General features: G+C 61.2%; 18 protein-coding genes and 1 pseudogene. 7 read left to right on the top strand and 12 right to left on the bottom strand.

Features of this window, described 5'->3' with window-relative positions; all coding sequences use genetic code 11:
* Positions 1 to 609 precede the first annotated feature (609 nt).
* Complete coding sequence (locus L8F45_RS30850) at positions 610 to 966, bottom strand: helix-turn-helix transcriptional regulator (RefSeq protein WP_425330001.1); 357 nt, start codon at positions 964 to 966, stop codon at positions 610 to 612.
* A 180-nt stretch (positions 967 to 1146) separates the two neighbouring features.
* On the opposite strand from L8F45_RS30850, the gene L8F45_RS12055 reads away from it, so the two are divergent.
* The gene (locus L8F45_RS12055; protein WP_342363113.1) at positions 1147 to 1740 is read left to right on the top strand and encodes a DUF6088 family protein; all 594 of its coding nucleotides are present in this window, start codon (positions 1147 to 1149) and stop codon (positions 1738 to 1740) included.
* A 480-nt stretch (positions 1741 to 2220) separates the two neighbouring features.
* Here L8F45_RS12055 and L8F45_RS12050 read toward each other — a convergent pair whose 3' ends face one another.
* The 6 genes and pseudogenes from L8F45_RS12050 to L8F45_RS12030 all read right to left on the bottom strand — a co-directional run bounded on the left by L8F45_RS12050 (position 2221) and on the right by L8F45_RS12030 (position 5513).
* Positions 2221 to 2880 carry an NADPH-dependent F420 reductase gene (locus L8F45_RS12050; protein WP_342363112.1) on the bottom strand — a complete coding sequence of 220 codons (660 nt, stop codon included), beginning with the start codon at positions 2878 to 2880 and terminating at the stop codon, positions 2221 to 2223.
* A 24-nt stretch (positions 2881 to 2904) separates the two neighbouring features.
* The gene (locus L8F45_RS12045; RefSeq protein ID WP_342363111.1) at positions 2905 to 3345 is read right to left on the bottom strand and encodes an FMN-dependent NADH-azoreductase; all 441 of its coding nucleotides are present in this window, start codon (positions 3343 to 3345) and stop codon (positions 2905 to 2907) included.
* A 50-nt stretch (positions 3346 to 3395) separates the two neighbouring features.
* Positions 3396 to 3506, bottom strand: a pseudogene (locus L8F45_RS30845) (FMN-dependent NADH-azoreductase); the annotation flags it as partial.
* 64 nt (positions 3507 to 3570) lie between these two features.
* Positions 3571 to 4203, bottom strand: a complete 633-nt coding sequence (locus L8F45_RS12040; RefSeq protein ID WP_342363110.1) for a class I SAM-dependent methyltransferase — start codon at positions 4201 to 4203, stop codon at positions 3571 to 3573.
* 85 nt (positions 4204 to 4288) lie between these two features.
* The gene (locus L8F45_RS12035; RefSeq protein WP_342363109.1) at positions 4289 to 4732 is read right to left on the bottom strand and encodes a nuclear transport factor 2 family protein; all 444 of its coding nucleotides are present in this window, start codon (positions 4730 to 4732) and stop codon (positions 4289 to 4291) included.
* A gap of 31 nt (positions 4733 to 4763) precedes the next feature.
* Positions 4764 to 5513: an SDR family NAD(P)-dependent oxidoreductase gene (locus tag L8F45_RS12030; RefSeq protein WP_342363108.1), complete on the bottom strand. Its 750-nt coding sequence runs from the start codon at positions 5511 to 5513 to the stop codon at positions 4764 to 4766.
* 213 nt (positions 5514 to 5726) lie between these two features.
* Here L8F45_RS12030 and L8F45_RS12025 point away from each other — a divergent pair, with 213 nt between their 5' ends.
* A complete protein-coding gene (locus tag L8F45_RS12025; protein WP_342363107.1) occupies positions 5727 to 6623 on the top strand; it encodes a LysR family transcriptional regulator in 897 nt (298 codons plus the stop codon).
* A gap of 747 nt (positions 6624 to 7370) precedes the next feature.
* Here L8F45_RS12025 and L8F45_RS12020 read toward each other — a convergent pair.
* Positions 7371 to 8696 (bottom strand): LLM class flavin-dependent oxidoreductase, encoded by a 1326-nt coding sequence (locus L8F45_RS12020; protein WP_342363106.1) that lies wholly within the window; start codon positions 8694 to 8696, stop codon positions 7371 to 7373.
* A 440-nt stretch (positions 8697 to 9136) separates the two neighbouring features.
* On the opposite strand from L8F45_RS12020, the gene L8F45_RS12015 reads away from it, so the two are divergent.
* Entirely contained in the window at positions 9137 to 9328 is a 192-nt protein-coding gene (locus L8F45_RS12015) for a hypothetical protein (RefSeq protein ID WP_342363105.1), read from the top strand.
* Positions 9329 to 9787: 459 nt separating this feature from the next.
* Here L8F45_RS12015 and L8F45_RS12010 read toward each other — a convergent pair whose 3' ends face one another.
* A complete protein-coding gene (locus L8F45_RS12010) occupies positions 9788 to 10081 on the bottom strand; it encodes a hypothetical protein (protein ID WP_342363104.1) in 294 nt (97 codons plus the stop codon).
* Positions 10082 to 10095: 14 nt separating this feature from the next.
* Between L8F45_RS12010 and L8F45_RS12005 the strand changes: the two genes are divergently transcribed.
* From L8F45_RS12005 to L8F45_RS11990, 4 genes are all read left to right on the top strand, one after another.
* Entirely contained in the window at positions 10096 to 11055 is a 960-nt protein-coding gene (locus L8F45_RS12005; RefSeq protein ID WP_342363103.1) for a sulfonate ABC transporter substrate-binding protein, read from the top strand.
* Positions 11056 to 11094: 39 nt separating this feature from the next.
* On the top strand, positions 11095 to 12252 hold the full coding sequence (ssuD, locus tag L8F45_RS12000) for an FMNH2-dependent alkanesulfonate monooxygenase (RefSeq protein WP_342363102.1): 1158 nt from the start codon (positions 11095 to 11097) through the stop codon (positions 12250 to 12252).
* A 128-nt stretch (positions 12253 to 12380) separates the two neighbouring features.
* Positions 12381 to 13127 (top strand): aliphatic sulfonate ABC transporter permease SsuC, encoded by a 747-nt coding sequence (gene ssuC, locus L8F45_RS11995; protein ID WP_342363425.1) that lies wholly within the window; start codon positions 12381 to 12383, stop codon positions 13125 to 13127.
* Between the two features lie 10 nt (positions 13128 to 13137).
* Positions 13138 to 13956: an ATP-binding cassette domain-containing protein gene (locus L8F45_RS11990; protein WP_342363101.1), complete on the top strand. Its 819-nt coding sequence runs from the start codon at positions 13138 to 13140 to the stop codon at positions 13954 to 13956.
* Positions 13957 to 14171: 215 nt separating this feature from the next.
* Here the strand turns inward: L8F45_RS11990 and L8F45_RS11985 are convergent, their stop codons facing one another.
* Genes L8F45_RS11985 through L8F45_RS11975 form a run of 3 tightly spaced genes read right to left on the bottom strand, consistent with a single transcriptional unit; the run spans position 14172 to position 16845 of the window.
* A complete protein-coding gene (locus L8F45_RS11985) occupies positions 14172 to 14519 on the bottom strand; it encodes a 4Fe-4S binding protein (RefSeq protein WP_342363100.1) in 348 nt (115 codons plus the stop codon).
* Positions 14516 to 16123, bottom strand: a complete 1608-nt coding sequence (locus L8F45_RS11980; protein WP_342363099.1) for an FAD-dependent oxidoreductase — start codon at positions 16121 to 16123, stop codon at positions 14516 to 14518. Before L8F45_RS11980 ends, L8F45_RS11985 begins: the two co-directional genes overlap by 4 nt.
* On the bottom strand, positions 16120 to 16845 hold the full coding sequence (locus L8F45_RS11975; protein ID WP_342363098.1) for an ABC transporter ATP-binding protein: 726 nt from the start codon (positions 16843 to 16845) through the stop codon (positions 16120 to 16122). The genes L8F45_RS11980 and L8F45_RS11975 overlap by 4 nt, the downstream gene beginning before the upstream one ends.
* Between the last annotated feature and the right edge of the window lie 3 nt (positions 16846 to 16848).

Below are 16848 nucleotides of genomic sequence, written 5' to 3'. Positions count from 1 at the left end.
ACAAAACCGACTTTAGAGGCGCCATCAAAGAGACTGAATGGCGAAGCTTCGTAAGGATCAAATCGCAATAAAAGCATAGGCGCTTTTGCTCGCTCAACGCCGTTGCGAGACTATATACCGGGCGAACGTTGCTCATTGTTCCATTTGAAACGAAGAGCGATGGCCGTCTCGTCGGCGATCTCGTGAAATTCTAGTTCGCTCTACCCTGGAATCTGAACGGGATGCGCTTTCTGTTTCCTGGACGTCTGCTTCCGGTGCGATGAGTCTACGTCAGCTATTGGCGCTGAACAGACGGTCAACGCGTATGATTGGATGACCGCTTCCGGCCACTATAAGAAGTTTGCCTGAAAGCTGGTCGCCATCAACGATACACGGGCGTCCAGCGGTGGCCGCAGCTCAATCGCCTTTGGTTCTCGTGCAAAATTTCACAACCGCACGAGCCGCCAGTGATCAGGACGCTCGTCGGCAACGACCATGTAAATAGTCATGTAGCGCATCGGATTAAAAATTCCAGCTGGACCTCGCTCATGACTGGCGAGAGATCAGCGGCTATCGCTGTTGGAAAGCCATCGCGCCATTCGGCGCGATGGCTCTATCTATCCGATGGGCTCAATACTCTCTCACCGGGCGCTTCCTGCGCAGGCGGACGTCAGGTGAGGGCGCCTTTCTGACGCGGCCAGCATCACTGTCCGTCCGACGCTGTCTTAGCCAAGCCTCGACCTCGCCGAGGTCCCACACCACGCTTCGCGGCGTGAGATAGAAGCGGCGCGGGAATTCGCCTCTGACTTCCATGTCATAGATGGTCGAATCCGCAAGCGGGACGACCATGCGCAATTCGTGTCGGCGGATTGTCCGGGTCAGCCCGGTCAGAACGGTGGGCGGACCGGCATGCTCCGGTAGTTCGGCAGGTTTGCCGTCTTCATATGGCGCCATCAGGATATGAAGGCGATCGGGAGTTTTGGGCATGGTCATCTCCATTTTAGGTTGAGATGACAGCGCAAGTGCCCCCGACATTGATCGTCGAGCTCTGGCTGGAAACACGAGATCGCAGCTGGCGGGATGGCGTTCAACGCCAATCGCCAAGGCAGCATATCGGCTATTGAGAAATGTCAGAAAACGACATAGATTTCTGACAGAAGAAGCACAATGCAGAAACTAGCCGAACAGATAATGGCACATGCTGGAGGGTTGCCCGAAGGCGCCGCCGTGTCCGCCAAGGGGTTACTCCATCTCGGTAATCGCGCAGCGGTGGATCAGGCGCTGTCGCGTCTCGCCGAGCGTGGCCGGCTGATCCGATTGGGGCGCGGTGTCTATGTTCATCCCGTCATCGGTCGATACGGTGCAAGGGCGCCCTCGGTCGAGCAGGCAGTCCAAGCGTTTGCCAGGCAGCGGGGCGAGGTCATCGTCCCGAGCGGCGCTGCCGCAGCCAATAATTTCGGCCTCTCGACGCAGGTGTCAGTCCGGTCGGTCTATCTTACCTCGGGGCGTTCGCGGACCATGAGTTTCGGCAGGCAGGTTGTTGAGCTTCGACACGCCCCACGCTGGCAACTCGTCTTTGCGGACCGACCTGCTGGCGCCGCGATCCGGGCGTTGGCCTGGCTGGGACCGGAGAGTGCGGATACTGCCTTGAGAACATTGAAGCGCACGCTCTCGTCGATCGAGTTCAGCGAGGTCGTGACGGTCGCACCGCAGCTGCCAACCTGGCTTGCCCAGGCCATTGGGAAGGTCGCATATGACTGATGCTCATCTCAGTCTCGATGCGGGATCAAAACGTCCGATGCTATCGATAGATGGCGAAGAGAGCGTTTCTCGGAAACGCCGGAATTTGCCAATGAAATCAATAGCGAGCTCTTCGAGACGGTACAGCTGACGGTAATCTTTGAGGGCGAGAATTTTTGCATGAGCAATTTCAACGTGTTAGCTGTGCTGCGGACAATTGAGTGGAGTGACGGGTCGTAGAAAAGCGTGGGTCCGGGATAGTTTGGGATAGGTCTGCGAGACGGGCTCAATCGATCGTCTTCGACAATCCTTGATAGATTCCGGAACGGCCAGATTATGCATGACGCTTGCTTCGTTGACCTTTGGGCATCTGTGTGCCCGACTTCGGTTCTCGAGCGCGATATCTCGATCAGTGTCGAGACCCTCGCCTTGTGATCGAACTCAAATCATCGGATCTGATTCTTGAGTGTTCGAACAACACGACAACCAGGAGTGGATTGATCAAGTTTGGCGCCGTTGCTCCGACGAGGCCGGGCGCGAGATCCGGCGGACGAAGTGCAGTTCCAGTCCCGACAGCGGACCGCCGAGCTGCTGCATCGCGCCACCGGCCGCGAGGGAGCCGAGATCGAGCGCCACCAACCCGGTCGAATTGATGACATCGACCACAAGCCCTTTGGCTTCCGCGTCGTCTCCTGACACGAAGAGGACGGCCCTGGGCTTCTGCGGCGAAAAATCCTGGATCCAGGCCATTGGCATGTTGCTGATCGACTTCACCAGCCGCGCACCAGGAGCCATGCCAGCGACGATCTCGCTCGACGTCCTTCCCTGCAGGGCAGTGATTGACCTCGCCAAGGCTTCGGCGCTGATGTCGGGCTTTGCGTCCATATGGGCGTTGGTCCCGTCGACCAATATGCGTCCGCGCCAATCAATCCCCTCCAGCGCACCGGGCGCATCCACCCAGTTGGTGGCGAGGATCACGATCTCGCTGTCCGCCGCCTGCTGTTTCGAGCCGGCGCTCGCGGCAGGACCGAGGTCCGCGACGAAGCCAGCCAGCGCCTCCAGTTCCCGCGAACTGGAAACGACGATTTCGTGGCCTGCGTTGACGAGATGCCGGCCGATGGTTGTGGCCATGCGACCAGCGCCGATAAATCCGATCTTCATCGAAGGCTCCGTTGCAGGCGACGTCTAAGCTGCGGCAGCCTGGCCGACCTTGCCGCCGAACTCTTCCACCGCCGTCTCGCCCGCCAAGCCGGCCCGCACACGTCCGGCGAGGATGATGTCCAGGTCCGTGATCCCGATGAACCCCAGCACTTGGCGCAGATAGCCACTGGCTTGGTTGTAGCCTTCAAACGGCGAACCGGGGCTGAAGTCGCCGCCGCTGGCCAAGATGATCGTGGCCTTCTTGCCTGTCAGCTGCCCAACATTATCGACGACGGTCACACCGACTCGAACAATATGGTCGATGTAGGCCTTCAGCACAGCCGGGATGGAGAAATTGTACATCGGGGTGCCGATGACGATGCGATCAGCGGCCCGCAACTCGGCGACAAGGTCGTCGGAAATCTTGATGGCCGCGGCGCTCTCCAGCGAATGCTGATCCGGAGGTGTGAACGCCCCCCGATCCACGGGAGATCGACGAACGGCAGATGGGTTTTCACCAAATCCCGCTCAACGACTTGTCCACCCGGATGTGCTGCCCGCCACTTCTCAACGAAAAGCGACGTGAGTTTACGAGACGTCGAATGTTCGTATCGAGGGCTTACGCCGATAGCGAGAAGGGCTGGCATCATGCAACTCCTGTCATATGCGCTCGGACCGGAGGACCGCCGCATGCGCTCGTACGGTTCACTGTTAATGCCTCACAAACCGATAGGCGAAGCGATCGGTCTCGCCCTTGATTGAGGGATCGAACACCTTGACCGAGTGCGGATCGTCCTTGTTCGCGAGCATCATGCTTTCCGCGTCCAGCACGAAGCCGGCCGCCTCCACCTCCTTGCGGACGGATTCAGGATCGATCCGATGCAGCGACTGCGCTTCGCTCGTGCCTGCCCCGACGGCAGCGGCGTGGTCTACGATGACATAGCACCCGCCGGGCTTCAGCCGTTCGTAGACGGCTCGATTGAAGGCGTCCGCCGTCGCGCCGCTGTCCTTGATCAGCGCGGTGTGGAGATCGTGATAGAACAGGTGCAGCCACAGGACATCCGCTGGCCGCGTGACCTCCGTCAGCGCGACGAGGTTCGCCGAGACGGCGTCGACGTTCTCCCTGCCCGGCTCCTTCGCGAGCGTCCGCATGAGGCCGACCGGATCGTTCTTGAAATGGGCGACTTCGGCCGGCACGAAGCTGTAGACCCGACCTTCGGGTCCCACGACCTCAGAGAAGATACGGGTCCAATCGCCGGCGCCCGGGTAAACGTCGATGACGGTGGAGCCTGCATCGACGCGTGCGAACCGGATCAACTCGCATTGCTTGGCTTGATCGTACATCGGGATCTCCGTTACGGTTGGGCGTTCGACGAGCGCGCGGCGCGCGAGACGGTGTCCCACGGCTCGTTCGGCGCATTGGCAAGCCTCACGAGGCTCGTTGTGCGGCTCCAGAGTCGCTGGGCGAGGGCGTCGGGTCCGCCTCGGAGGCCCGCGCCAAGGCCTGGGTGTCGACATACTCCCGGATGCTGGTCAGCTTGCCGTCTCGAACTGTGATGGCGAAGATCCAGTCATCCTCGAACGGCTTGTTCGTAGCCTTGACCTTCCCCCTTGCGAAGCCAACCACTAGCACCCGGTCTCTCTGGGCGACGAACTCCCGGGGTTCCGTCGACGTCTCCAGTGACCGGGACGCGGTCTCTAGCAAATTCACCAGGCCCGCGTGTCCGCGGTGCGTTCCGGTCAGCTGCCAGTCCTTGCCTGGGATGGTCCACACGATGTCTTTGGCGACCAGAGCCAGCAGAGCCTCCCTGTCACCGCGGCCGATCGCGGCGAAGTAGTCCTTCACGGTCTGGACGTTTTGCTCGGTGCTCACGGGAGACTCTCCGATCTTACGTGATGCCGGGTCAGACCTGCGCCATGCCTCCATCGACGGCGAGGTCCACGCCGGTGATGTAAGAGCTTTCATCGGAGGCGAGGAACAAGACGGCGGCTGCGATTTCCTCAGGTTTACCTCTGCGACCGAGCGGAACTTGCGAGGCGAAATGAGCGATCGCCTGTTCCATCTGCTCAGTGGTGAGGCCCACCTTCTCCAAAGCGGGAGTTTCGATTGGGCCAGGACTCATGGAATTCACTCGAATCTTTCGATCCTTCAGCTCCATCGTCCAGCCGCGAGCGAAGCAGCGCACGGCTGCCTTGGCAGCGGCGTAGGCGGTAAAGGCTGCATCCCCCCTCACGTTCGCGACTGAAGAGGTCAGGACGATCGAGCCTCCATCTCTGAAGAGGGGAAGGGACTTCTGCACTGTGAAGAACGTTCCCTTCGCATTTAAGTCGAAGGTTTTGTCGAAATGCGCTTCGGTGGCCGCTACAAGCGGTGCGACTTCACCCCAGCCGGCATTCGCGAAGAGCACGTCGATGTGACCATGTTTCTCCTTCACGACGGCATAGAGCCGGTCCAAATCCTCCAGGCGCGTTACGTCGCCCGTGACCGCAGTGACGTTTCTCCCGATCAAGGCTGCGGCTTCTTTCAGCTCTTTCTCTCGTCGGCTAGTAATCACGACGTGCGCACCTTCATCCACGAAGCGTTTAGCCGTTGCCAAGCCAATCCCGCTGTTGCCACCCGTGATGACGGCGACCTTGCCCTCTAGCTTTTTCATAGCCTTCTATCCTTCGATGTGTGTGGTCGGGGAGGTCCCCTGAGCCCTTCCACATGGGGTCGCCTAAATCGTTCCATGAGTGCGAAATCACGCACAGCGGTGGTGCGCAAACGAACCGGCAAGATGGCCGACGGCCCCGTTGTGCTCGCACTTTTCGGTTCCGCAGGCTAGAAACGGACTTTGAAGGCGCACTGCGCGGCGCGAGAATGCACCATGATCGACTGGGATGACGTTCGCTACTTTCTTGCCACCGCGCGCGGGGGATCAGTGCGCACCGCCGCCAAGCGCCTCGGGGTGAACCATGCGACCGTGCTGCGACGCATCGCTCAGCTTGAGAAACGTCTCGGTGCGCAGATGTTCGAAAAGCTCCCCGCGGGCTATCGCCTGACGCCTGCGGGCGAGGAGGTCCTAGAGCTCGCGAACCAGATGGAAGCGACGTCGCACCAGCTGGAAACGCGTGTCTTCGGGCTCGATCAGGGCGTGCGCGGACTCCTGCGGGTGACACTGCCTCCGTTCCTTGCGACACACCTGCTCATGCCGGATCTCGCCGATTTTGCGGGTGCGTATCCGGACATCGAGATGGAGATCGTGTCGACAGGCGAGGTGGCAAATCTGACCAACCGAGAGGCGGACGTCGCGATCCGCATCGTCTCCGATCGCAAGACCCTGCCGCTCAATCTCCATGGCCTGAAGGGTCCGGAGCTGTTCTCAGGCGTCTATATGTCCCGCGATCGACTAGCCGCGTGGCGCGCGGGCGCGCCGGGTCCCATCCGGCTCATCGTCATCGGCGGTCATGGCGCTCCGGACTGGGCCGACGAGGGCGAGGTTCGTGCGACAGGGATTCCGTTCAGGACGCCGGACGCCGACGCGCAGATCGCCGCGGCACGGCAAGGGATCGGCATGACCAGACTGCCGTGTTTTGTCGGAGACGCCGATCGCCTACTGGCGAGGGTTCCGGGTATCGATCTGAAAACACACCCAACGCTCTGGCTTCTCACGCCGGGCGAGACGCGTAAGACGAAGCGCGTGCGGCTCTTCACGGAGTTCGTATCCCGCAGGCTCCGCGCCTACGCGCCGCTTCTCGCGGGGCTGTCAATATCGCGCGACTGACGCGCAGTAGGTCGCTGATGGCGCTGGTCGCGTGTATCGCTGTATCGATTACGCAGCCCAATGCAAAATCTCGCGAAGGACTCATGTGATAGACAGCCTCGTGACGGTCTTTTGGGGAACTGCCGGGACGGCTCGGTCGGCGGCCGTCAGAAAAAATCGACCGATTGATACCGATAGTCGCTGAAACCGAGCAAATCGTGGAACGTCGAAATTGGTGTTTGAATTCAAGAGCGCGAGTTTCTGACGGATCGGTGAGACGGTTCTTCGTCGCGCACAGAAAAAATTTGCGCTAAAAAATCAGCGCGTTACCATCCCTTAGAACGATCGAGTGGGAGTGAGGGATACAAACGGCGGCAATAGCGCAGTTTCGGCGGGTTGTTCGTCTGCCGCTGGTCGGTATGCATCGGTCGCCACGTCCGCGTCCTCGCGCCTTCCGAAACCATTTCGATGATCTGAGCCGCGTTTGACTGTGGTGTAAAGCAAGTTTCGTCTGTGTGCGGCTGTGGCGCGCCACCGCGTGCAAATCGGCCGCTTCATCACTGCTGCTGTTGATTTTCGAACGGACCGCGTCCGCTTTTTTCGCTATCCGAATCTCAGCGAACGTGAGCTTGCGGCCGTTTCTGTCCTTCCGCCACAGGGACTCGGATGTCCGGATCAGGTCGGAACGCGAAGTTCGGTTTGTAGATCGCCAACTGCCGCAAATGACACTCCGCTGCCAGCGACAACTTTGCCTTGCAGCATCTTCGCCTATGAGAAGAAGCGATTGGGCGGACGGGGCAGCCCGAGATGATCACGAAGCGTCGGTCCCGAATAGTCTGTCCTGAATAGTTTGCGCTTCTGAAGCTCCGGCACGACGAGGTCGACAAAGTCGTCCAGCCCTGCCGGAAGATAGGGAAACATGATGTTGAAACCATCGCTTCCCTCCTCGACGAGCCAACGCTCCATTTCATCGGCGATCGTCCGGGGGGCGCCGACGAAGGCCAACCCGCCATAGCCGCCGAGGCGCTGAGCGAGCTGGCGCACAGTGAGATTCTCGCGGCGGGCCAGCGCAATGGTTCGCTCTCGTCCGCTCTTGCTTGCATTCGTTTCCGGAATCTCCGGCAAAGGCTTGTCCGGATCAAAGCCGCTCGCATCATGGCCGAGCGCAATCGAAAGGGAGGCGAGGGCGTTGTCATAATGGACCAGGCTGTCGAGCCGCGCGCGCTTCTCTTTCGCTTCATCGACGCTGTTCCCTACCACCACCAGCGCGCCGGGAAGGATCTTGAGATGGCGAGGATTGCGGCCGGCCCGTTCGGCGCGCGACTTCACATCGGCGTAGAAGGCTTTGGCTGCTTCAAGCGATCCCGAGGCTGCGAAGATCATCTCGGCGGTTTCAGCGGCCAGTTGTCGCCCGGCGTCTGATGCGCCGGCCTGAACAATGACCGGCCATCCCTGGATGGGACGAGCGATATTGAGTGGACCCCTGACCGACAGGTGCGCGCCCTTGTGATCAAGAACATGCATTTTCGCGGGATCGAAGAAGAGACCGCTCTCGACATCGCGAGTGAATGCGCCATCATCGAAACTGTCCCAGAGCCCGGTCACAACGTCGTAAAACTCCCGGGCGCGGGCGTAACGCTCGCCATGCTCCATATGTTCATCGAGGCCGAAGTTAAGCGCAGCATCGGGGTTCGAGGTCGTGACGATGTTCCAGCCGGCGCGACCGCCGCTGATATGGTCGAGGGAGGCGAACCGGCGAGCAATATGGAAAGGCGCGTCGAACGTCGTCGAAGCGGTGGCGACCAGACCGATGCGTTCCGTGGCGCCGGCGAGGGCGGACAGCAAAGTGAAAGGCTCGAAGGACGTAACCGTATGGCTCCGCTTCAGGGCCTCGATCGGCATGTTCAGCACCGCGAGATGGTCGGCCATGAAGAATGCGTCAAACTTTCCGGCCTCGAGCTTGCGCGCAAGCGTTCTGATCTTGTGAAAATTGAAATTGGCGTCAGGCCAGGCGCCGGGATAACGCCACGCGCCCGTATGAATGCTGATCGGGCGCATGAAAGCGCCAAGATGGAGCTGGCGAGCGTCGCTCATGGGCGATCCCTAAAGAACAGATGACTGTACATATTCCGCGCTCATCGTTTTTCCAGAGGCCGTGGCGCGCTTCTAGCGCGCAGGGCTTGTCTCGGGCGCCCTGAGCGATAGCGACGCCGGAGGGTCTTGCACCGATTGTGCTCTCACGCCCAATAATCGGACCAGTAGATGACGCAGGCTCGAGAACTCGTTTTGCGACGAAGGAAGCAGATTGGTCTGAGCGCTGGACCAGCAAGTTCATGAATTGGCGTGCTTGTCGAGCTGATGTGAACTATTTGTACGAGATGCAGTAGATTTCTCGTCTACGGCGCGATGCAACTTTAGAATGTGATTTCTTTGACCTGTGAGCGTATCGCGACGACATTCGCGGATGCTCGACGAACAATGCAAGTAAACGTGATCATCGTCGGCGTTGGTTCCACGAAGCCCGGAGCGTATCGATGTTTCTTGATGTGCTCTCATGGCTGATCGCCAACTTTCGCTGGAGCTCCACAACGGAAGCAGAGCAGGCGTATCAGGCGCTTTGGAGCGAGCCGGAAATAAACGAGCGAGACGAAGAACGCGAAGCCGTGCGACAGGTGATAGAAGAGCAACGGCGAAGCGAGTGGATTTGCGCGGCTCTCCTCGTCTGATCGATCAGGCTGGTTCGATGTCGATGGCGTTCGGATGAGATTCCGAACGAGAGATGGCTGGCGTGATCAGGGCTTGCGGCCCGAGCGGGTGCGGGAGCGGGCTGACGCCATCGCAAGTCGGATGAAATCCGCTTATCGCGGCTGGACGGAGAGAATGTTCAGCTTTCTTGCGCCGAAACTTCGGAAATCCCTTCGATTGACTTTTTAGCGCCCATAAAAGAATTTTTGAACATCAGGCGATTGCCCTGATCGCGGGATTTGTTGGAGCAGCTTGCGCCGCGTCACCAACGCTAAAAGCGCCACGGAAGCATTCGTGGGCTCCGTCATATGTGGAATGACGCCATGACCTTTCGTATTCCTGTTTCGATGAAGCTTCTTCCCCTCCCGGACCTGCTCCTTCGATCTTCCTGTCGATGTCGGTGAGCTGACAGGCGCGCTTCGCGCCTGAGTCAACGCGTCTCAATGCATCGGGAGCGCCGACGTGCCGTCGGCGGCGGGAAATTCATGTCCAAAGCTCACATCATCGAAGTCAGAGAAACCGGTGTCGGCCTGGCGATAGGCGACGATCGTGGATTCACCTTCTATTCCGCCGGCGGCCGGTTCGATGCGCTGGACGGCCGTGAATTCGCAAGCCTCGCGCAACTCCAGCAGGCTGTGCGCGCTCTCGCCGATGGACGGCGCGATGTCGCCATGGCGCTTGCCCGTTCGCCTCGCTTGTCCGACCTGCGGCTGCCCGCCGCCGCCTGAAATCAATGGAGATATCCCATATGAAACGCAGATCATTCATCCTCGGCGGTTCGATCTCGATCGGGGCGTCGCTCACTCGAACCCGTGTGACTGCGCAGACAATTGCTCCCAAAGAACTTCGGATAGGCTTCCAGAAAAACGGCATCCTGTTGATTGCGAAGCAACAGGGTGTGTTGGAGAGGCGTTTCAAGCCGCTCGGAATCGAGATCAAATGGGTCGAATTCCAGTTTGGGCCGCCATTGCTGGAGGCGCTTAACGTCGGCAGCATCGATTATGGTCCGACCGGCGACGCTCCGCCCATCTTCGCGCAGGCTGCGAAGGCCAATCTCCTCTATGTCGCGACACAGGAAGCGGCGGGATCTGGCGCCGGCGTCCTCGTCCCGCCGAATTCGCCGATTCAGACTCTGCAGGATTTGAAGGGCAAGAAGATTGGTTTCGCGAAAGCGTCGAGTTCGCACAATCTCACGATCGCCGCGATCGAGAAAGCAGGCTTCGGCTATGGTGATTTTACGCCCGTTTATCTACCGCCGGCCGACGCCCGCGCCGCTTTCGAGCGCGGCTCGCTCGACGCCTGGGTGATCTGGGACCCGTTCTTTGCTTTGGCGGAGACGTTGCCGGGTGTGCGCGTTCTCTCGACAGCCAAGGGCATCGTTGCGCAGAACTCCTTCTACCTCGCCAATCGCGAATTCACAGGCAAACATCCTGATATTGTCGCCGCCGTCAATGAAGAGCTGGCGAAGGTCGCACGCTGGGCCGACGCCCATCGCGACGAAGTGGCGAGCGTTCAGGCCGCGGCGACGGGCCTCGACATCGAGCCGTGGAAGCGATCCGTCGCACGCAGCGACTTCGTCATCGCTCCGCTGAATGATCGCGTGCTCGATGAACAGCAGCGCGTCGCCGATCGCTTCTACAAGCTCGGCCTGATCCCGAAGACGATCAACGTCCGCGATATTGTCTGGTCCTGGAAATCAGGCGTCTGATTTCGATTCCTGCAACGACAGCAAGTGAGGAGAGCAGCGATGACTTCGATCGCAAAGCCGCTCGACGTCTACTGGTTCATTCCGGTCAGCGGCGATGGTTCCTATCTCGGAACCACGGATGGCCATCGCCCTGCGGACTTCCGCTATCTCAAAGAGATCGCGCAGGCGGTGGATCGGCTAGGCTTCAAAGGCGTGCTCTTGCCAACGGGGCGGGGTTGCGACGACCCCTGGATCACGGCGGCCGCGCTGGCGCCGCTTACCGAGCGCCTCCGTTTTCTGGTCGCGCTGCGGCCTGGCGTCCAGTCTCCGACTCAAGCCGCAAGACAGGCTGCGGCGCTTGATCGCATCAGCCGCGGCCGATTCCTCGTGAATGTCGTTACGGGCGGCAATCCCGGCGAACTCGCGGGCGACGGGATATTTCTGTCGCATGACGAGCGCTATGCGCACACATCCGAATTCCTTTCAGTTTATGCGCGGTTGCTGGCGGGCGAGAAAGTCGATCTCGACGGCCGCTATATCAAGGTCAAAGGAGCGCGGCTCGACTTCCCGCCTGTGCAGACACCGCCGCCGATCTGGTTCGGCGGCTCGTCGGATCCGGCCGTGGAGGTCGCGGCCGAACATGTCGACGTCTATCTCACTTGGGGCGAGCCTCCTGCGCAGGCGAAGGAGAAGCTCGATCGGGTGTGCGCTCGGGCCGCCGCCCACGGCCGAAAAGTGCGCTTCGGCCTCCGCATCCATCTCATCGTGCGCGACACTGATGAGGAGGCCTGGGCCGCAGCCGACAAGCTGATCAGCCGGTTGCCTGACCATGCGATTGCGGCGGCCCAGAAGAAATTCGCCGAGGAGTCGGATTCGCAAGGCCAGAAGCGCATGAGCGCGCTGCATGGCGGCAGGCGCGATCAGCTCGAGATCGCGCCAAACCTCTGGGCGGGCATCGGGCTCGTCCGCGGCGGCGCGGGAACAGCGCTTGTGGGCTCGGCGGAAACGGTCGCACGCCGGTTGCGCGAATATCAGGCGCTTGGCGTCGAGACGATCATCGCCTCCGGCTACCCTCATCTCGAAGAAGCCTACAAGGTCGCCGAACTGCTTCTCCCTGCGCTGGGAATCGGCGCGGAGCGTCACGGCGCGCACGCGACGCAGATTGGGGAATTCGGCGTAAGCGGAACCGGCGCGCGCGTCGCAGCGGCAGCGTCGTGATTGGCATGACTGATATTTCCCAGCTCAGCATGATCCAGTCTGTGGTCGCCGACCGAAAGGTTGGCGGCCATAGCACCCATCTACGTGGTTTCGCGCGGAAGCTCCGCGCCGATCTCCTTCGCTCCGGGATGACCCCATGGATTCTGCCCGTGGCCATTCTGGCGCTCTGGCAGCTTGCTTCGCGTTTGGGAATCATCCCGGCGAATGTCCTGCCGGCGCCGAGCGATGTCATCGCTGCGGCCTGGCGGCTCACGCTCAACGGTCAGCTTCCGCAGAATCTGGCGATCAGCTTCCAGCGCGCGGCGTCGGGCTTTTTGTTGGGCGGAGCGATCGCCTTTGGGCTCGGCCTCTTCAATGGACTGTCGAAGCTCTCGGAGCGCTTCACCGACACGACGATCCAGATGATCCGCAATATCCCCAATCTCGCGCTTGTGCCGCTCGTCATCCTGTGGTTCGGAATTGAAGAGGAGGCGAAGCTGTTCCTCACTTCAGTCGGCGTGTTCTTCCCGATCTACATCAATACCTTCCACGGCGTGCGCACCGTCGATGCGCAACTCGTCGAGATGGGCCGCTCATACGGCATGAATTCGTTCGAACTGTTCCTGCGCGTCATCCTGCCGGGCGCGTTGCCTTCGATCTTCGTCGGAGTTCGCTATGCGCTTGGCGTAATGTGGCTGACGCTGATTGTGGCCGAGACGATCGCCGCGAATTCCGGGATCGGTTACATGGCGATGAATGCACGCGAGTTCATGCTTGTGGACGTGGTCGTCCTGTCGATCGTCATCTACGCGGCGCTTGGCAAGCTCGCTGACTCAACCGTGCGACTTCTCGAAAGACTGTCGTTATCCTGGCATCCCGCATTCCGAAAATCTTGAGGCGGCAAGCATGAGCGTTGCTTTTGCGACCGGTCGCGCCGCGCAATTCGAAGCCCAGTTCAAAGAGCGCGCGCCAAGTCCGCAAGGACAGGCGATTTCGATTCGCGGTCTGACGAAGCGCTTCGGCGCGCTAGAGGTTCTACGCGGGGTTGATCTCGATATCCCGGCGGGACAGTTCATCGCTATCATCGGCCGTAGCGGTTGTGGCAAGAGCACGCTCCTGCGCATTCTGGCCGGGCTCGACGAAGCGACCTCTGGAGAGATCGTGCTCACAGAAGGGGATAGCGCCGCCACGCCGCGCATCATGTTTCAGGAGCCGCGGCTTCTGCCTTGGGCGCGAACGTTGGCCAATGTCGAAGTCGGCCTCGGCGCAGCGCGCAAGGACGCCGGAGCTGAATTGCGCGTCCTCGAAACGCTGCGCGCCGTCGGCCTTGCGGACAAGGCGAACGAATGGCCATCAGTTCTCTCTGGCGGCCAGAAGCAGCGCGTGGCGCTCGCTCGCGCGCTGGTCAGTCGGCCGCGACTGCTGGTCTTTGATGAGCCGCTGGGCGCCCTCGATGCGCTCACCCGCATCGAGATGCAGACTCTTCTGGAGCGTGTCTGGCGCAGTCAGCAATTCACGGCGGTGCTCGTCACTCATGATGTGTCGGAAGCGCTCATGCTTGCCGATCGCATCGTGATGATTGACGAAGGCCGCGTTGCTCTCGATGTTCAAATCGATTTGAAGCGGCCTCGCCGTCGCGGCGCGGCGGAGCTTGCTCGCCTGGAGGGCCAGATTCTCGGCAAGCTCATCCGCGAGGAGGCCATTCAGCCCGACTATATCATATGAGATGAATGTGCTGGTTGCGCGCTCGAGCAATTGGGTGCTTGCCTGGCTGCAATATCGCTCCCCTCAACGGCATGCTTTTTGGGAAATGTCGCGAACGTCCGGCGCTGACGCCAGTAGGGCTTAGCTCATCGAGATGAGCGTGGTTTGTTGTGAGGCGTAGGCCTCCGCGCGTCTGGGCACAGTGACTTATCGAGAGGCTGATATCGCGAATTGGCTTACCTGTTTGCAGCCTCGGCGGCGCGCCGAAAAACAGTCTCCATGCGCCACTGCTCGTTGGGGTAGATGTCTTTCCACTCGTCCCAACCTGAGTCCCTGCGATACTGCCCGAGCAATCCGGCCGTGACGATGGTCGCAGCATCGACAGGCTCCGGGCGATCTGCGTGCGGACCGACATACAGCGCGTCTTCCTGGCAATACAGCTCGCACATGAAGCAGGTCTGGCAATCCGACTGGCGCGCAATGTGAGGAGGGCCATGCAGGTTCGGGTCAAATACGTTTGTCGGGCAGACATCGACGCATTTATCGCAGGAAACGCAGCGCTCAGTGACAATCAATTCGATCATGAAGCTTCTTTCAGGGCGGCGGCGCCGGGAGTGTCTGGCATGACCTCGATATTGGCCAAGCCTCGCACGATAAGGCGATGCGCGAAGCGTGCGTTCATGCCTGGTCGATCCAGCCGCCGATGCATGCCGCGGCTCTCCTCCCGCGCCAAGGCGGATGCGACAGACCATCGCGCGGACGCGATGAGCGCGGCCGCTTCGCGCGCAACAAGTGGATCGGTTTGTGGTCCGGCTGCATGATCAGCCACCTCGCGCCATGCTTCATCCAGGGCGCGACGAGACCTCGTCAGTCGCTCGCCAGTCCGAAAGAGATTCCTGTCATAGGGATGCATCTCGGCCTTCACCGCGCTGATTGCTGAAGCGAAGTCGATCGACTTTGCATGCGAGGCCGGGCGCAAGGCTGCCTGCCCGAGAGGTCTCAGCGCCGCTCCAGCGGACCGATTACGCCGCGCCAGTTCCGCAGCGCTACGCCCCGCCCATGTCCCTGACGAAAGCGCCCAGGCCGAATTCACATTGCCGCCGCCGGAACTCGCGCCCGCGACGAGTTCGCGGCTTGCTGTATCGCCGGCGACAAAGAGGCCGGGAACAGAAGTTGCGCAGTTTTCATCTGCGACTCTCACGCCGCCGATGCCGCGGATCGTGCCGTCCGTATGTAGCGTGACTTCGAACCGGTCGCGGAAGGGATCGACGCCCCAGCGCACAAAGGGAAGCATGACATTCGGCGAGATCGTCGGCAGATGTTCGCGCACGTCCGCGGGCAGGCGATGCAAGGAACAATAGACGGGCCCGGCCAATAGAGCCCGTGCAATTCGCTCGGTCTGATCGGGTCCGAACGGCGCGTCGATCTGTTGGCCGTCGGCGTCATAGTAGTCGGCGAACGCATAGGACATGGTGCGCGTCATGGTCGAATGCTTCGGCGCGACTGTGTAGGCGGCGGTGAACTCCATGCCGGAAAGTTCGGCGCCGGCCTCCGCCGCCATGAGGTAGCCATCGCCCGTATTGTTGCGCGACCCCAGGAGATGGGAGCGAAAGCTTGTGCCGCCCGCCGCGAGAATCACGGCGCCGGCCTCTATGCGCCACGGTTGATTACGATGCTGGCGCCGCACGCCTTGCGCGCCGCCGACGGAGCCGTCGCTGCGGGCGAGCAGTTCGAGCGCCGGGCTATGATCCAGGATCGTGACCCCGAGTTCTGTGATGAGCGCCCGAAGTGCGCGCATATATTCCGGCCCGCGCACCGCGCGGTAATTGATAACGCCGCGATCATCAGGCGTGAACTGATAGTGTGGGGACAATGTTGGCAGCAATCGAAACGTCTGGTCGATGATGCGCAACATCCATCCGGGCTCGCCGAGGCCGAATGCTATTCGTTGCCGACTGGAGATGGAGTTGGCGCGCGCTTCTGGCGGATCCGGCGGCGCCCACCAGTGGCCCGGGCCGGACGCCGCCGTGACGCCGCTTGTTCCGCAATAACCCTTCTCGACGAGGATGACGGACACGCCGGCGCGCGCAGCGGCTGCGGCCGCCCATGCGCCGGCCATGCCGCCGCCGATCACGAGAACATCGGCCGCAAGTGTGAGCGCCTCGCCGACAGAGCTTGAGCGGGTCACGCCGCCTCTCTCGACAGTGAACGGTCGTCGACGCCGAGCCATTCCAGCAGCAGGCCGCGCAATCGCGTGAACCGCTCGCCGCTGCGCGCGCGAGGGCGCGGCAGATCGACGATGGCCTCGTGCGCGATCGCTCCGTCCTCCATCACGAGAATGCGATCGGCGAGCAGAATCGCCTCTTCCACATCATGGGTGACGAGAAGCACGGCGCAGCGGTGGCGCTGCCAAAGCTCTCCGACAAGCGCCTGGGCCTTGAGACGAGTCAGTGCGTCGAGCGCGCCAAAAGGCTCATCGAGCAGCAAGAGATCAGGCTCGCGCACCAATGCGCGCGCGAGCGACGCGCGTTGCGCCTCGCCCCCTGACAGCACCTTCGGCCAGACATCGGCGCGATGAGAGAGGCCGACCTCCGCAAGCGCCACCTCAGCCCGCTTCCGGTCGGCGCCAGGCAGGCCGAGCACAACGTTTCGCCAGACTGACTTCCATGGCATGAGGCGAGGGGCCTGGAACGAGACGGCGCGTCGAACAGGCGTCTGCGCTTCGCCCTGAATGTCGCGATCGAGGCCGGCGAAGATACGCAGCAGCGTGCTTTTCCCGCAGCCGCTTGCGCCAACGAGAGCGACGAATTCGCCCTGCGCAATATCGAGGTCGAGATCGCGGATGACGGCGCGCTCGCCAAAGCGGCGACTGAGCCCGCGCACGCGCACGGCAGGAGTTTGGCCGGTCATTGC

This window comes from Terrirubrum flagellatum, from assembly GCF_022059845.1.
GTDB classification, from domain to species: Bacteria; Pseudomonadota; Alphaproteobacteria; order Rhizobiales; family Beijerinckiaceae; genus Terrirubrum; species Terrirubrum flagellatum.
The sequence above is the reverse complement of the archived record's forward strand: the minus strand, read 5'-3'. Positions and strand labels throughout refer to the sequence as shown.

Excerpts from the sequence above, each read along its gene's own strand:
- L8F45_RS30850 (WP_425330001.1), bottom strand. The coding sequence starts at position 966 with ATGCCCAAAACTCCCGATCGCCTTCATATCCTGATGGCGCCATATGAA.
- L8F45_RS12055 (WP_342363113.1), top strand. The coding sequence starts at position 1,147 with ATGCAGAAACTAGCCGAACAGATAATGGCACATGCTGGAGGGTTGCCC.
- L8F45_RS12050 (WP_342363112.1), bottom strand. The coding sequence starts at position 2,880 with ATGAAGATCGGATTTATCGGCGCTGGTCGCATGGCCACAACCATCGGC.
- L8F45_RS12040 (WP_342363110.1), bottom strand. The coding sequence starts at position 4,203 with ATGTACGATCAAGCCAAGCAATGCGAGTTGATCCGGTTCGCACGCGTC.
- L8F45_RS12030 (WP_342363108.1), bottom strand. The coding sequence starts at position 5,513 with ATGAAAAAGCTAGAGGGCAAGGTCGCCGTCATCACGGGTGGCAACAGC.
- L8F45_RS12025 (WP_342363107.1), top strand. The coding sequence starts at position 5,727 with ATGATCGACTGGGATGACGTTCGCTACTTTCTTGCCACCGCGCGCGGG.
- L8F45_RS12020 (WP_342363106.1), bottom strand. The coding sequence starts at position 8,696 with ATGAGCGACGCTCGCCAGCTCCATCTTGGCGCTTTCATGCGCCCGATC.
- L8F45_RS12015 (WP_342363105.1), top strand. The coding sequence starts at position 9,137 with ATGTTTCTTGATGTGCTCTCATGGCTGATCGCCAACTTTCGCTGGAGC.
- L8F45_RS12005 (WP_342363103.1), top strand. The coding sequence starts at position 10,096 with ATGAAACGCAGATCATTCATCCTCGGCGGTTCGATCTCGATCGGGGCG.
- ssuD (WP_342363102.1), top strand. The coding sequence starts at position 11,095 with ATGACTTCGATCGCAAAGCCGCTCGACGTCTACTGGTTCATTCCGGTC.
- ssuC (WP_342363425.1), top strand. The coding sequence starts at position 12,381 with ATGACCCCATGGATTCTGCCCGTGGCCATTCTGGCGCTCTGGCAGCTT.
- L8F45_RS11990 (WP_342363101.1), top strand. The coding sequence starts at position 13,138 with ATGAGCGTTGCTTTTGCGACCGGTCGCGCCGCGCAATTCGAAGCCCAG.
- L8F45_RS11985 (WP_342363100.1), bottom strand. The coding sequence starts at position 14,519 with ATGATCGAATTGATTGTCACTGAGCGCTGCGTTTCCTGCGATAAATGC.
- L8F45_RS11975 (WP_342363098.1), bottom strand. The coding sequence starts at position 16,845 with ATGACCGGCCAAACTCCTGCCGTGCGCGTGCGCGGGCTCAGTCGCCGC.